Origin of the sequence: Paenibacillus sp. FSL R10-2771 (assembly GCF_038000205.1) — a bacterium.
Classification (GTDB): domain Bacteria; phylum Bacillota; class Bacilli; order Paenibacillales; family Paenibacillaceae; genus Paenibacillus_AQ; species Paenibacillus_AQ phytohabitans.
On the sequence record NZ_JBBOBM010000001.1, the window covers coordinates 3,806,465 to 3,821,355 of the forward strand.

Consider the following 14,891-nt stretch of genomic DNA (forward strand, 5'->3'; position numbering starts at 1 on the left):
AGAGAAGAAAGTGTCACCCCTGTAAGTCATAAACATCAACCCTGGTGTATGACATATGTCATAGTCATCCCTGAAGAGATTGCCGCCCAGACTCCTTCGCCCTGACCATCGGCAGCAGAATCAGCATCGCGATGAGGAACAGTATGCCGCTTCCGGTGAATACCGTGAACAGCGAGAAGGCTTCCTTCAAATAACCTGCCGCAGACATTCCGATCACCATAAAGCCCATGAACATCGGCCCCATAATACCGCCAACCCTGCCCATAAAGCCGGCCTCGGTATTCCGCAGAATCAGTGTGTTGATGCCGATATGGATACACGGGTAAAAGAATCCGGTCAGCGTCTGCAGTGTGATCGTCAATGCTGTATGATGCGACCACCCCACGCCGACCGTTCCAGCCGCACTGACCAGGAGGCCGAAGGCCAGCATTGTCTGTGGTTTCACGGCTTTGCCTTTGCTCATAATAAGCATTCCGCCGAGCAGCATCGATGCCCCGTTCGCCATCATGATCCATTGCAGGAACCCTCTGTCCCTGCCCAGATTCTCAATGATTACGAATACCCCCAGCGGCTGAATCAGCCCTGCGGCAAGCCCCGCAAACGCAAACGCCGCGCCCAGATTCCTCAGCACCCGGCTCGAACGCACATAATCCAGTCCGGATTTCATTTCAGCCATGATCCCGTTCCGTGTCTTTCCGGCCTGCTGCGGCGCGTCTTTGGGCAGCAGGCCCAGTATGAGCGCAGAGCCAATGAACATACCGCCCATTACAGCCAGCGATACCTCAATCCCGTAATGATTATAGATGAAAGCGCCGATTACCGGACCAATTACCATAAAGAAAGCAGACAGCGACTGGAACATGGCCATCACACTCTGCAGCTGATTTTCAGGCACATGCTGTTTGAACAGCTTCATCGCAGAAGGCTGCGAGAACTGTGACAATATAGCTGATACCAGGGTGGCCAGCAGCAGTGCTCTCCACGATCCGGATATGACAACTACCAGCACTACAAAGACGGAACATGCCGATAACGCATCACTGATCATCATCGTCCGTTTGGGCAGCCACCTGTCCGCGAAGGTACCGCCTATAATGGCAAACAGAAAGATCGGAGCATATTCGGCCACCGAAATGAGCGAGACATAGAAGGGATCATTATGCGTAATATCCGTCACATACAGCAGAATCGCAAAGTTCCTCACCCATACTCCGAGCTGCAGCAATACCCTTGACATAATAATCGTTCTTACATATTTGTTCCTTAACACGATTCTATCCCCCATACATTAATATAGACTAAATAGATATATATCTAATCTGTTTATTAATATATAGATATTAAGTTATTTTGTCTAGTTATAAAATAGATTATTATTTCATTGATCTAATTCAAAACTGTGAATGTAGCTCGAATCCTATAACGTCACAGACGGACACTGTTCCATAAAAAAGCTCCGATCAAGTGAAAGATCCTGGAGCTTGTAGAGCTTGTGCGGCTTGTTCAGCTTATAAGATATTAAGAAGACCACCGCACATTACTTCATTTAGATTACTTTTGGGCTGCCTCCAGCAAACAAACTCCCCTTATCCTCCTCATTTTTCCGTGGAGGCACATTGTGTTCGATTTTTCGCATGTATTTGGCCCTAACACCCTCGCGGAGGCACATTGTATTCGGTTTTTCGCATACATTCGGCCTGATTACCCTCTCGGAAGCACATTGTATTCCGTTTTTCGCATACATTTGGCTCGTCTACCTTCGCGGATGCACATTGTATTCGGTTTTTCGCATACATTTGGCCTGATTCCCCTCGTGGTAGCAAATTGTATTCGGTTTTTCGCATATATTTGGCCCGATAACCTTCGCGGAAGCACATTGTATTCGGTTTTTCGCATACATTTGGCCCGATAACCTTCGCGGAAACACATTGTGTTCGGTTTTTCGCATACATTCGGCCTGATTATCCTAGCGGAAGCTCATTGTATTCGATTTTTCGCATACATTTGGTCTGATTACCTTCGCGGAAACACATTGTGTTCGGTTTTTCGCATACATTTGTTCCATCTACCCTCGCGGAAGCACATTGTATTCGGTTTTTCGTATACATTCGGTGCGACCCCCTTATCCCGGAGTCCTCCGTATAAAATCAGTACTTGTTGTAGATATGCTCTTTATTTCGCTTTTTCTCTCGGCCAGAAGAAGCGGGAGCGGTCTTCTAGGGTCAGCACCCACTCTGCAAAGGTAGCTGGCGGCAGGTTACGAAGGCTCGTATGCATTCTGCGATTGTTGTAAAAGTCCATGTACCGGTCCACCGCTTCATAGGCCTCTTCGAACGTTTCGAATGCCTCTTTGCGGAACAAATCCCGATCGATATTACTGTGGAATGATTCAATAAAAGCATTTAAATCCGGCGTTCGAGGCGGAATACGTTCATGGGTCATTTCCCAGCTTTCACACATGTCGCCAAACAGGTGGCTGACGAACTGTGGGCCGTTGTCGGTGCGGATCACAGGGCGAGCGCTGTCAGGGGCGCAGTGATGCTCCATGGCGCGCGCCAGCGTCTGGCAGGCGTGCTTGGCCTCACACGACGATCCCCGGTGGTAGCCGACGATGACACGGGTAAACACATCGATAATGCTCAGGACAAAGAAATGCCGGTCACGTCCCTCCACATACCCGTATTTAATGTCCATCTGCCAGAGCTGGCTCGCTCCTGTAATGACTCGGTTCTCCGGCAGCTTCCGGGGATGCTTAAAGCGCTTCTGACGCTGGGGCTGCAGGATATCCAGCTCCTGACACAGCCGGTAGCTTTTCTTGTGATTGAGCTTCAACCGGTGCTGGTTCCACAAGCACTTGGCCAGGAGTTTGTACCCGTACACGTGCTCTTCTCCAGCGATTAATTCCAGCAGCCATTCCTGGATCTCCTCGTCACTAATCTTTTCCCCAGACTCGTTAAAGGAGTAGCCTGGCTGGGGTCTTCCACGCCCCCCTTGATCGGCCTTTGGGGACAGTGACCTGCGTTTCTTACGGTCGTAGTACGTGGACTCTGCTAGCCCCATGAGACGCAGTACCAAAGCTGCGGTATTCCCCTGCTTAATGAACATGTCGGCTACCTCGATTTTTTCGGATAAGCAGGGGTTGGCTTTTTTAGCAGTTCACGCAGAATCTCAATCTCTAACTCCTTTTCGCCGAGTATCTTGACGGCCTTCTCGTATTTCTGCTCCACTTCCAGGAGGCGCTTCAGTTCCTCCACCTGCTCCTGGGGATACGGATGATCTTGTTCCCCATGGGCCCCTCGGTAATCTCTCACCCACTGATTCACCGTCGCTGGGGTCACCCCATATTTTCGGGCAACCACCGCTGCCTTAATGCCAGACAACACCTCTTGCGCTGCCTTCTCTCTTGTTCCCGTTAAGTGTCCCATTGTGTTCATCCTCCTCCTGTATTCAGTCTACATTTTTATGGGGGAGGACTCCAACTTCATTAGGGGGCTGTGGAGCATTTGACCTGATTACCCTCGCGGAGGCACATTGTATTCGGTTTTTCGCATACATTTGGCTCGTCTACCTTCGCGATAGCACATTGTATTCGATTTTTCGCATACATTGGCACTCCCTTGGATCGCGTCCGGTGAAACCAGAGGGGATACTGCAATTATCTTCAGTTATATACCCATAAAAAAAAGCACCCGAAGGTGCTCAATGTGCTTGTGCTCGTCCTTATGCTTATATTCTTATATTCTTATGCTTATATTCCTATGTTCCTATATTCCTATGTTCTTATGTTCCTATTCCCCTACGTTCCTACGTTCCAATGTTCCAACTTCCTATTTTCCTTATCTACTCTTTACAGTTAGAGCCGCCCCGCTGCATCATGCCTGCTTCACATGCTCCTCACGATACTCCGTCGGCGTCTTGCCCGTAGCCTTCTTGAACACTTGCGTGAAATACCGCGGGTCCTGATAACCGACCATTGGAGCCACCTGATAGACCTTCACCGTACTGTTCTGCAGAATGTACTTGGCGTTCTCCATCCGGCAGTGGGTGACGAATTCCAGGAAGGTATAGCCCGAGATTTGTTTGAACAGGGTGCAGAAATGGCTGATGCTGAGATCGGCCACCTCGGACACTTCCTCGATGCTGAGATCCTTGTGGTAATTGGATTCAATGTACCGTTTGACTTTCTCAATGATGCTGCGCCCGTCTTCGCGGGCTGCCGTACTGTGACTCTGCTGAAGCCATTCGCGGAATTCCGTCTTGAGCGCTTCAATCATATCCGACAGTGTTCCCAAGCCGTGAAGCTTACTTAAGAGACCCTCTACCGACCATTCATTATGCGTGTTCAGATGCTCGAACTGCCGGTACAGCACCACACTCATCTCAATAATCAGGCGTTCCGCCAGCTGCTGCGGCAGGGCCTGGGATTCTATGAAGACAGACATCTCATCAAAGAGGGCAAGCATACGCTCCAGGTTCAGTGTGCGGATACTCTCAATCAGCGAGAGCTCCAGCTCCTTGGGATATTTCACCTCACGGCTGCCGGCTGCCGCAGTCTCCTCTTCGATGAACACGCCCGCCTGCCCGGAATAGAATCGCTGATACAAGGCTTGTGCGGCCAAGGGATACACCGTGCTTAACTGATCTATCCCCCGGGTGGTGCGGCTGATGCCCACAGAGCAGTTCAGCTTAGAGTAACGCTTGATACCGTTGATCAGCTGTTCACCTAGCGCTCTTTTGCCGGTGCTGATGGCGGCAGGGAAGAGCAGAATCCACTCCCCGTTATAGAACGGGAAGATCGACAGCGCCCCGTTCTCCAGCGACCATTCCTCCAGGATATTGCGGACCGCGAACAGCCAGAGATGCTTTTCTTCTGCACTCCACTTGGCCGTGAGGCCGGCATAGTCGTCCAGACGGACAACGGCCATGAAATATTCTTCCTCAAGCTCACTGTTCTCCAGCCACTTCAGATGCTGCAGCGGGCGCGGATTGCCGAGCGTGAACTCGGCCAGCATCCGCTCGCGGGCAAGCAGCGACAAGGTCTGGACGGAGAGCATCAGCTGCTCATTCTCCTTCTGGCGGTCGAGCCGTTCTCTGGCCCGGGTGAGCATCACCGCCAGCTCCTCATGATCAATCGGCTTCAGCAGGTAATCAAACGCGCCAAGCCTTAAGGCTTCCCTGGCATACTCGAACTCACCGTAGCCGCTGATGAAGATGAAGATCAGCTTGGAGCTGCGCGGCAGCACCTCTTTCATCAGCGCAATCCCGTCTATGACCGGCATGCGGATATCACTGATGATGATCTGCGGTGAGGTCTCCTGAATCAGCTGCAGAGCGGCCTCCCCGTTCTTCGCTTCACCAGCAATAGTCAAACCCAGCTCTTCCCAAGGAATCGCAACCTTCAGGCTGCGCAGAATAATCGGCTCATCATCCACGAGCAATACTTTATATTCCTCCTGATGCTCACTCATTTTATTGCACCCCCCCAGGCTTTATTGAACGTCCGAGCTCCGGATCAGATTCCAGTATTGCTTGGACGCGTCTTGCAGCTCCTGCAGAGCCTGACCGGCCTGCATTCCTCCACCGATCATCTCTTCTATCACACTTAAGAATGTCTTCTTCACTTCAGGAGACAACAGATTATCGTAGGGTACGAAGCTCTGGTGGCTCTCTTCCATCAGCTCCATCACCTGGGCGAATACCGGTCCGGTCTTATCCGGATCGAAGGCAATCCGCATTGAAGGTATTCTTAGGCCTTCATACACAATACGCGTCTGGATTTCCTTGGTATAAAAGCCTTTCATCAGCTCCAGCGCAGCTTCCCGTTTCGCACCGGTGAGGCTCGATGACAGCCCGATCCCCATGGTGTAGCCGCCGGCAATCGACGGCTCCGCCCCTTTGACCATTGCCGGAAACGGAATCACACCCACCTGATTCTGGAATTCCGCCGGGGCTGTCTGGCCTGAGAAAAGGTTGATGTCCCAGTTTCCGTTAAGATACATCGCCGCCTTCCCGTCAGTGAACAGACGCACTGCATTCTCGGTTGACGTATCGTTGGATTCGCTGCTAAAAGCGCCCTCGCCGATCCACCGGTTCAGATGCTGGAAGGCCTTCATATAGCCGCTGTTCTGAAATCCGGCTTCACTCTCGCCTGTCACCAGCTCCTGAATCAGCTCCGGCCCGGCATAGCGGTCCATTAAGTAATGGGCGAAGATCCCGGCAGGCCAGCGGTCCTCATTCCCCAGGGCGAACGGGATATAGCCCGCCTGCTTCAGCTTCACAATCGTCTCGTCCAGTTCCGCCACTGTTTCCGGAATTTCCAGGCCAAGCTTATGAAAAATAGTTTTGTTGTAATAGAGCGGCTCTGCATTGCCTTCGATGGGCAGGCCATAAATATGTTTGTTAAAGGTCCACAGATGCAGGTCCTTAAACTGATTGCTTAGTCCGTTCTGGTCCGTGAACTCGGTCAGATCCATCAGCCGGTTCGAGCGGACATAGGGCTCAATCTCCGCCCCGCCGAACAAAACGAACATATCCGGCGGCGTACCCGTCACCATCTCGCTCTTAAGCTTCTGTTCCCGGTGAATGTTCTGGTCTAGTCCTTCGAAGTTCACCTTCACGTTCGGATGGCTCTCCTGGTAGCTCCGCACAACCTCCTCGAAGATGGCCAGCAGCGGCCGGTCATGCTCTTTGTTCCAGAAGTGCCGGAAGGTTAAGGTGATTTTCTCGGGAGAGTTATCTTCAATCGGCTCCCGGTCCTCCTGCATAATGAACCAGACCGCACCGGACATGAGCACGATGTAGAGCAGAATCCACCCCCAGTTGGTCAACCATCTCGCAACGTTCCGCTGGTCCTTCATTCCGTTTCTCCTTCTCATGATGGCTGAATCTTCGGAATGCGGATACAAACCGCTGATCCGAAGCCGGGGGATGAGCAGACCAGAATGCCATAAGGATTGCCGAACCGGATGTTCAGACGTTCATGTACATTCTTCAGCCCCACCCCGCTGTCGCTGTATTTTCTCAGATTGGCACGTTCCTTGTTCCACTGGCTCATCAGCACGGCAAGGTCAAAGCCCGGCCCGTTATCCTTGACGATTATAATGATATCCTTGCCGTTCTCCTGGGCTTTGACCGTAATGGTGCCATGCTCCTCCATCTGCTCAATGGCATGATATAAAGCGTTTTCTACGATTGGCTGGACAATCAGCTTCTGGGTCATCACCATCTTCAGGGAATCGGGCAGGTCCAGCTCATACGAGAATTTCTCTTCGAAACGGAACTTCTGAATATCAAGATAGTGGCGGACATGCTCGAACTCCATTTGCAGCGGAATCAGCTCCTGATTCTGGCTGATGCTGATGCGCAGCAGCCTGCCGAGCGAGATGACCATTTTGCTGATATCCCTGTTGCCGGCCAGCACCGCCATCGAGTTAATGGATTCCAGTGAATTATAGATGAAATGCGGGTTAATCTGCGCCATCAGCGCCTGCATCTCCGCTTCCTTCTTGCGCCCCTGCTCGGTCTGCACCTGCTCGATCAGCTCATTGATCTGCGAGCTCATCCGGTTGAAGCCGTCGATCAGCGAATCGCTCTCATCATTGGCACGGAGCGGCACCGTGATCGGCATGAATATCCCCTGCTTGACCCGCTTCATCCCGTTCACCGCACTGTTAATGCTTCGGACGAGCCTGCGGATGAAATAATGGTCGAACAGAAAAGCAGACAGCAGCGATACCATCCCAAGAATAATTGCGATATTGCGGATGGACACTGATTCCGATGAAATCAGATTCATCGGGGTAATCGCGGCCAGATACCAGTCCGTATTATGTGAAGGCAGGAAAGTGATCAGAGACCGCTCTCCTTGATAATTGTCAATGTAATAGTCCTGCTCCTGGGTATAATTCTCCTGCAAAAAAGGAAAATCCGTCCTTTGTCCAATATACTCTCCGGACTTGTTGAAGACGATATTGCCCTGCTTGTTCACCAGCAGAATATCCCCTTTTTTCAGGGTCGCCGCTTCCCAGAAGATCTGATCGAGCAAATCCGGCTTGACATACACAACCAGATAGCCGATATCCTCCAGTGAATAATAATCTTTAATGACTCTGGCCTGTACCAGCACCGGTTTGCCCGCGCTTGCTGAGCCGTTCTCTCCGGGACCGGACCAGACGGGACGCCCTTCAGCGCTCTCCATCGCTCCGAACCAGACCTGTTTGTGCATATCGGCAAAAGACATCGGCGCATTATATTGATACAGCAGCCGGTCTTTACCGTACAGACTGAAGGATGTGACCATCGGATGATTGATCAGCAGATTGTTAATCTCCTGCTTGCGGTCATAGGTAAGCACAAAGTTCTGCTGCTTGAGCGATTGCTGAATCGCCGGCTGCGTGATCGCAGAATTGGTAATCGATGAAATCTCGCTGAGCGCGAACTTGAGCTTGCGGTCCGTCTCCAGCAATGAAATCCAGTAGAAATTGCTTGATTTCTTCTCCATGGCATTGGAGAAATTGACATACGTAACAATCCCCATAACGATCACGGGAATGAATACGAGAAGAATAATAGCGAACAAGATCTTGCGGCGGAGCTTCATGTATGGTCCCTTCCTCCTGCTGACTCTGTCCATTATTATTCTTCACAGCATTCTATATTTCCTGTTACAGCCAATAACAGTTCATCAGCTCTTGATAGCGCCTGAGGTCAGACCGGCAATAACCCAGCGGCTGAACAGCAGGAATACGACCAGCAGCGGCAAGGTTGCCGTGAAGGTTGCGGACATAATCATTCCATAATCCAGACCGTCACGGGTAGTGAACAGCTGCTGCAGAGCAATCTGTATTGTATAATGCTCCTTGTTCTTCAGCACCACCAGCGGCCAGAAGAAATCATTCCATACGGTCATGAAGTTGAGAATACCCAGTGTAGCCATTGCAGGTGTAATTACCGGCACCGCAATCTTCCAGAAAATTCTGAAGTGCCCGCCTCCGTCGATCCGTCCGGCTTCAATCAGCTCGGTTGGAACCGCAGCGGATATGTACTGGCGCATCCAGAAAATCCCGAAGGCATTAACCATCGCCGGCACAATCAGCGCCTTGAAGCTGTCAATCCAGTGCAGCTTAGCCATAATAACATAGGTCGGCAATACCCCGAGCTGCTGCGGAACAATCAGTGTAGCGATTACGAATACAAACAGCATATTTTTACCCGGGAATTCATATTTGGCGAACGCATAACCGGCCAGTGTACAGAAGAACACGACTGAGATCGTCACCATGGACGATACGAACAGCGAGTTGCCGAGCGCCTGGAAGAAGTCCGATTTTTCCAGCACACGCTTGAAGTTGTCGAAGAACTGGTCTCCAACCGTCAATAGCGGCGGTACATGGAACACGGCTCCCTTGTCATTCGTACCGACGACGAACATCCAATAGAACGGGAAGATAGAGACCAGTGCCCCGAGGATCAGCAGACAATAGAAGCCCAGCTTGCCGAAAAAGCCGAGATCATCCGGTTTTTTTCTGAACATACGAAGTGTGCTCACGCTTTTTTCCCTCCAGTCTCTCTGCTGCCGCTTCTGGAAATCAGCATATTCAGGACAGAGAACAGTATCGTAACGAGGAACAGCAGAACTGCTGTAGCCGCCGCAGTACCGAAGAATCCGTTGCGGAATGCTTCGCTATACAAATAGGTAACCATTGTGATACCTTCCTGCCGGGTAGATCCGGTTCCGGATTGGCCGAGGAAAACATACGGCTCTGTGAAGAGCTGCAGGGCACCAATTGTCGATTGCAGGGTTACGAAAATAATAAACGGCTTAAGCAGCGGCAAGGTGATGGAGAACAGCTGCTGTCTGCGGTTAGCCCCGTCGATCCGGGCAGATTCATACAGATCCATCGGAATACTCTGCAGTCCGGAGAGGAACAGAATCGCGTTATAGCCCGTCCAGCGCCACATCACCATCGTTGAAATGGCGATTTTGACTCCCCACCAGCCGGAGTTGAACGCCATGCTCTCTACACCGATTCCGTTAAGCAGCCAGTTGATCATTCCGTTGTTACCGAACAAGGTGCTGAATACGAGCGTAACGGCAACGATGGAAGTGATATTCGGCATGAAATAGAGAATGCGGAAAGTCTTTTTGAACCGGGTCATGCCCGAGTGGAGCAGCACAGCCAGAAGCAGCGCCAGGAACACCTGCGGCACAGTACCCATCAGGCCCATGATCAGCGTGTTGCTGAATGAGATCCAGAAGGTCGGATCGCTGGTGATCAGATCGTAGTTTTTGAAGCCCACGTATTTCATGGGACCCAGTGCATCCCACTTGAAGAACGATAAATAGAATGTGAAGAAGATCGGATACAGTCCGAATATCGAGAACAGAATAAAGAACGGTGAAATAAATGTATACGCAGTGAAGCGGCTCCGTCTTTGTTCGGTCAAAAAAGGACGTTTGCTCTCGGCATGCGGACTCGCTAATACGGGCTCAGCCATGTCACACCTCCAGTGAATTCGTAAATATAAATCCGGACTCACAGAGGATGAAGCTCTCCGTGAATCCGGACATTTGAGGAATCGTCTTCCTCAATAGACTAAGATTAGCGTCACCAGGAATTTAGCCGCGCTCTGCCAGAGTTTTCGACTGCTTTACAGCATCTTCCCACTCTTTTGCCGGATCAGCTTTCTTCTCAAGTACGTTCTTGAGCGCATTCTTGAAGAAGGTATCCGTCTGGTCATGCAACGGTCCGTAGTATACCGGTTTAACGCGGTTAGCCGCTTTACCGAATTCAACAGCTGTCTGCTGACCGCCGAAGAACTCATCCTTGAAGTCTACGAATGCAGGATCTTCATACAGTGCAGGGATGGAAGGCATCAGACCTTTGGTCTTGAAGGATTCCAGCTGGTTGTCTTTGTTAACAAGCCATTGGATGAAATCATAAGCCTCTTTCGAATGCTTGCCTTCCTTAGGAAGGGTGATGAATGAACCGCCCCAGTTGCCGGCTCCTTCAGGAAGCTGGGCAATTTTCCATTTGCCGGAGGAATCAGGTGCGTTGCTCTTGATGTTACCAGCCATCCATGCCGGGCCCATTACCACTGCGAACGAACCGTCGTTCATGCCTTGGCCCCATTCAGGCGACCAGAGCATAACATTGCTGATCCAGCCTTCTTGAATGCCTTTTACAGTAAAATCATAGGCTTTCTTCACTTGCGGATTGGTGTCGCCGATGAAGGTTCCGTCCGCTTTGCTGAAGTAGATTTCGTCAGCAGACTGGTCACGCAACGCGTTGTACGTAAGATCCGTCAGATCGGAGAAGTATTTACCGGTTTTATCTTTGAAGGCTTTGGCTACAGTAGCGAATTTATCCCAGGTATCGATCGCTGCGCTGAATCCTTCAGGATCGCTTGGCAGGCCGGCTGCTTCAGCCAGATCGGTACGGTAATAGACTACAGTTGGTCCGATATCTGTCGGAAGTCCAAGCTGGAAGCTGCCGTCAATAGAAGATGCCTGTTTCCATTTCCAGTCCAGATAGTTGGCTTGGATGTCTTTGGCACCCAGATCGTTCAGGTTGTAGAATTTGTCCTGTGCGCCCAGGAAGCGTTCCATGAAACCGATTTCAAGCTGGAAAATATCAGGTGCGCCCGAACCGGCCGACAACGCTGTGGTCAGGTTGTTGTGGTGGGCCGTCTGGTCACCGGTGTTCTGTACCTTGATGGTTACATTCGGATGTTCCTTAGTGTATTCAGTAGCCAGCTCTTCATAGTTCACGTTACCCAGTGTCCAGAAGGACAGCTCTACCTTCTCTGCTGGCTCTGTATTAGCCCCTTCAGTTGCCGGTGCATTAGTGCTTGCTGCGTTGCCGCCTGTATTTCCTTCTGCAGCCTTGTTGCCGCCGTTGTTGTTTCCTCCGCATGCCGCGAGCGAACTCATGAGCATGATGGAAACCAGCGTCAGCGCCAGGTTTTTTACTTTTTTCATTCCTCTGTACCCCTCTCAAAGGTTTCTCTTACAAGATTTAGTGTACAGTAGGCAGATGTTTTTTTTGAGGAGGCAAACTCCCGGTTTATGGTGGAAATATTTATGATTCATATAAGACGCACTTAAGTTTGAACTTGAAGCTTCATCGTCACTGCGGTGAACCTTTGGACTTCCGGCCGCTGCCCGCCCCCAGATTTCTTCATCTCATCTGCTGTTCGCGGTGGAGATCCGGTGACTAAAGCTGCCGAAGTGGATTTGAAGCCTGGACCCAGTTATACTAATTGTATTTGCTGTACAGCAGTTATCCCGATATAAAGGAGAATTACCCCATGCCCATCAACCGTCCTTTGCTGACCGACAGCGATCTGCAGGAAGCGATTGACCGCAAGCTGCCCGTCCGTGTATTCCAGGATGACCATCTGGTGAATTCAGGTGCGACGGTGGTCCGTTTCACTGACTCGGATGTTGTTATCCAGTCCCGGGTCAGCGATTTAACCTATTATTCGCGCAGCCGCTGCGAATTCTTCGAAGTCCGGCCGTAGCCCATGAAAGAACAAGCCTTGGGCAAGTGTGAGCTATGCGGCCGTTCCCCTCTCGCAACCACCGTCCATCATCTGACTCCCCGGGAGAAAGGCGGAGCGCTGCTGCCTACCACACTTCTCTGCAAGGCTTGCCACCGGCAGATTCATGCCCTGTATACCAACAGCGATCTGGTTGTTCTTAACCTGACCATGCTGGACAACCTGAGGCGTGATTCACAGATTGCCGCTTATCTCAAATGGATTACCAGGCAGCCGCCAGGTTCCGAGCCCAGGCTCCGCAAATCCAAGCATGTGCGGGGCGGGCGTTAGGCCGCCTCGCATTAGGCATGAATAGATTGCCTGTTATAGAGACACTATAGAGCGGAGAATGGCCGACAGGCTAACCATAATCTATAGTTAGGCAGGTGCATTTATGTTCAAGCGCTTTGACGAAATTGCCATTGAGATTCCCGAAGTAGAGCGTCCAGACCCGAATGCCGCGGCTGCAGTTCAAGAGCTGATGGGCGGTAAATTCGGCGAGATGTCGACGCTGAACAACTATCTGTTCCAGTCCTTCAATTTCCGCGGCAAAAAAAAGCTCAAGCCCTTCTATGACCTCGTTACGAGCATCACTGCCGAAGAGCTGGGGCATGTAGAGCTGGTGTCACATGCGGTCAATAAATGCCTGTTCGGATCGACATCGTACAAGGACCCGGATCAGACTCCGCTTGAACCTTTCAAAGATGCGCGAAACACTTATTTTGCGCTCAGCGGTGCGCAGTCGTCTATGCCTTTTGACTCGATGGGCCGTCCCTGGAGCGGGGAATATGTGTTCAACAGCGGGAACCTGATTCTCGATCTGCTGCACAACTTCTTCCTGGAATGCGGAGCCCGTGCGCACAAAATGAAGGTGTACGAATTAACGGATCATCCGGCAGCACGTGAAGTAGTAGGCTATCTGCTCGTCCGCGGCGGAGTCCATGTCGTGGCTTATGCCAAAGCGCTGGAGATGGCTACGGGAGTTGATGTAAGCAAACTCGTCCCCATCCCTTCCCTCAGCAACAAAGCCTTCAACGAGACACGCAAATACGAATCACGCGGACTGCACACGAAGCTGTACACGAACAGTGAAGGTGATTTCACGGCGATTAAGCAGATCTGGAAGGGACCGCATCCGGAGGATGGCCAGCCGCTTGAAGTCATCGAAGGCTCGCCTAAGGGATTTCCGGTTCCCGATGCACCTGAAGTACCGGAAGAATTCGCACCGGGATTCTCCGAAGAGGAATTTCTGGCTATTGCAGCACGTCTGCAGTCAGCCGCCAATATAAGAGAATAGAAATTGAAGGTTTAACCAACACAAGCAAGAAGAGTTAACAGATAAATATTGCAAAAAAAGCAGGTGCCTTCCTATGATGGAAGGCACCTGCTTCTGCTGGTTCTATAGTTTGCTGCGATATATTCTGCATCTGGTGGTTCCTAGTAAAGATTCATTTCTTCCTATCGCCATAGGCACTGAGCTTCTCATTGAGAACTTCCTGGAAGCTCTGGACTTTGTCTTCTGATCTCTGCGGCTTAGGATTGAGAACGGGCTGAGGTCTAAAAAACTGATGATTAAAAGCCATAAGATTATGTACGCTCATACTCATTGAAGTTCAACCTCCTTCTGTAATCTTCACCTTAGTTTGCGTGAGTGCGAAATATCTTATCCCTTATATAACCTGCTCTTTCAATTCCTAAACAGTTTTATCTCAGAAAAATGGAAATAGCGGACCCAGACTTGAAAAATAAAGTCCGGGTCCGCCGCTGAGGCTTATCTTTGCATTAACATCATTAATGGAGGAGAGCAGCGAACAACCTGTAATGATCTTCACCTCATGAACCAATCTTATTCCATCACGTTACGTTGATACACAAGCCCTGAATGGTAGGATGAAAGCATTATAACGAAAAATCAGTCACGCCTTTCTTAGAGGCATATTTCAGCGTATAGGTTCCTCTGCCCTCAAAGGGCATCGTGGCCATTTTTATCCGGGTATAATCAAGCCTATGCTCTCTTAATACCTTTTTGATCAGAGCCATACCCCGTTGTTCATTTGTAACGACACAAAAGATGTTAAGCGCAAATTGATGCGGGTCTGACACCGTTTTGCCCAACTCATAACCATCCACATAGCCGAGTTCAGCATCAGCCAAGTATTTATTCAGATATTCCGTTACTTTATCCCTCAACCATTCATCGCGCTGGCTCCCTTTAATGCTTTTCAAGGGATATTGTACGACTACCCAGCATTTCTCATTCATTCCAGTTCACTCCCTCGGTCTGATTAGCCCTCAACATGTCCTACGCAGAAAAAGCCAGCACCCGCACCTGCCTGATTATGTATGTGAAC

14 protein-coding genes are annotated in these 14,891 nt (G+C 50.6%); 3 read left to right on the forward strand and 11 right to left on the reverse strand.

Annotated features, from left to right (window positions below):
• Nucleotides 1-64: 64 nt before the first annotated feature.
• From NSU14_RS16420 to NSU14_RS16460, 9 genes are all read right to left on the reverse strand, one after another.
• Complete coding sequence (locus tag NSU14_RS16420) at nt 65-1,270, reverse strand: MFS transporter (RefSeq protein WP_179093534.1); 1,206 nt, start codon at nt 1,268-1,270, stop codon at nt 65-67.
• Nucleotides 1,271-2,172: 902 nt separating this feature from the next.
• A complete protein-coding gene (locus tag NSU14_RS16425) occupies nt 2,173-3,105 on the reverse strand; it encodes an IS3 family transposase (protein WP_340942717.1) in 933 nt (310 codons plus the stop codon).
• Between the two features lie 5 nt (nt 3,106-3,110).
• Complete coding sequence (locus NSU14_RS16430; RefSeq protein ID WP_052421685.1) at nt 3,111-3,425, reverse strand: helix-turn-helix domain-containing protein; 315 nt, start codon at nt 3,423-3,425, stop codon at nt 3,111-3,113.
• 447 nt (nt 3,426-3,872) lie between these two features.
• The gene (locus NSU14_RS16435; protein ID WP_340946265.1) at nt 3,873-5,468 is read right to left on the reverse strand and encodes a response regulator transcription factor; all 1,596 of its coding nucleotides are present in this window, start codon (nt 5,466-5,468) and stop codon (nt 3,873-3,875) included.
• A 21-nt stretch (nt 5,469-5,489) separates the two neighbouring features.
• Complete coding sequence (locus tag NSU14_RS16440) at nt 5,490-6,857, reverse strand: ABC transporter substrate-binding protein (RefSeq protein WP_340946267.1); 1,368 nt, start codon at nt 6,855-6,857, stop codon at nt 5,490-5,492.
• A 14-nt stretch (nt 6,858-6,871) separates the two neighbouring features.
• Nucleotides 6,872-8,599 carry a cache domain-containing sensor histidine kinase gene (locus tag NSU14_RS16445; RefSeq protein WP_039298143.1) on the reverse strand — a complete coding sequence of 576 codons (1,728 nt, stop codon included), beginning with the start codon at nt 8,597-8,599 and terminating at the stop codon, nt 6,872-6,874.
• 84 nt (nt 8,600-8,683) lie between these two features.
• Nucleotides 8,684-9,547: a carbohydrate ABC transporter permease gene (locus NSU14_RS16450; RefSeq protein WP_039298142.1), complete on the reverse strand. Its 864-nt coding sequence runs from the start codon at nt 9,545-9,547 to the stop codon at nt 8,684-8,686.
• Nucleotides 9,544-10,497: a carbohydrate ABC transporter permease gene (locus NSU14_RS16455; protein ID WP_039298140.1), complete on the reverse strand. Its 954-nt coding sequence runs from the start codon at nt 10,495-10,497 to the stop codon at nt 9,544-9,546. Before NSU14_RS16455 ends, NSU14_RS16450 begins: the two co-directional genes overlap by 4 nt.
• Nucleotides 10,498-10,618: 121 nt before the next feature.
• Complete coding sequence (locus tag NSU14_RS16460) at nt 10,619-11,980, reverse strand: ABC transporter substrate-binding protein (RefSeq protein ID WP_042136697.1); 1,362 nt, start codon at nt 11,978-11,980, stop codon at nt 10,619-10,621.
• Between the two features lie 329 nt (nt 11,981-12,309).
• On the opposite strand from NSU14_RS16460, the gene NSU14_RS16465 reads away from it, so the two are divergent.
• The 3 genes from NSU14_RS16465 (at nt 12,310) to NSU14_RS16475 (ending at nt 13,837) form a co-directional block, all read left to right on the forward strand.
• Nucleotides 12,310-12,522: a hypothetical protein gene (locus tag NSU14_RS16465; protein ID WP_039298136.1), complete on the forward strand. Its 213-nt coding sequence runs from the start codon at nt 12,310-12,312 to the stop codon at nt 12,520-12,522.
• 3 nt (nt 12,523-12,525) lie between these two features.
• Complete coding sequence (locus tag NSU14_RS16470; protein WP_340946270.1) at nt 12,526-12,831, forward strand: HNH endonuclease; 306 nt, start codon at nt 12,526-12,528, stop codon at nt 12,829-12,831.
• Between the two features lie 103 nt (nt 12,832-12,934).
• Nucleotides 12,935-13,837, forward strand: coding sequence for a manganese catalase family protein (locus NSU14_RS16475; RefSeq protein ID WP_042136694.1), 903 nt, complete (start codon nt 12,935-12,937; stop codon nt 13,835-13,837).
• Between the two features lie 151 nt (nt 13,838-13,988).
• Here the strand turns inward: NSU14_RS16475 and NSU14_RS16480 are convergent, their stop codons facing one another.
• Nucleotides 13,989-14,147 carry a hypothetical protein gene (locus NSU14_RS16480; protein ID WP_179093555.1) on the reverse strand — a complete coding sequence of 53 codons (159 nt, stop codon included), beginning with the start codon at nt 14,145-14,147 and terminating at the stop codon, nt 13,989-13,991.
• A 292-nt stretch (nt 14,148-14,439) separates the two neighbouring features.
• On the reverse strand, nt 14,440-14,802 hold the full coding sequence (locus tag NSU14_RS16485; protein ID WP_340946272.1) for a hypothetical protein: 363 nt from the start codon (nt 14,800-14,802) through the stop codon (nt 14,440-14,442).
• Nucleotides 14,803-14,891 lie beyond the last annotated feature (89 nt).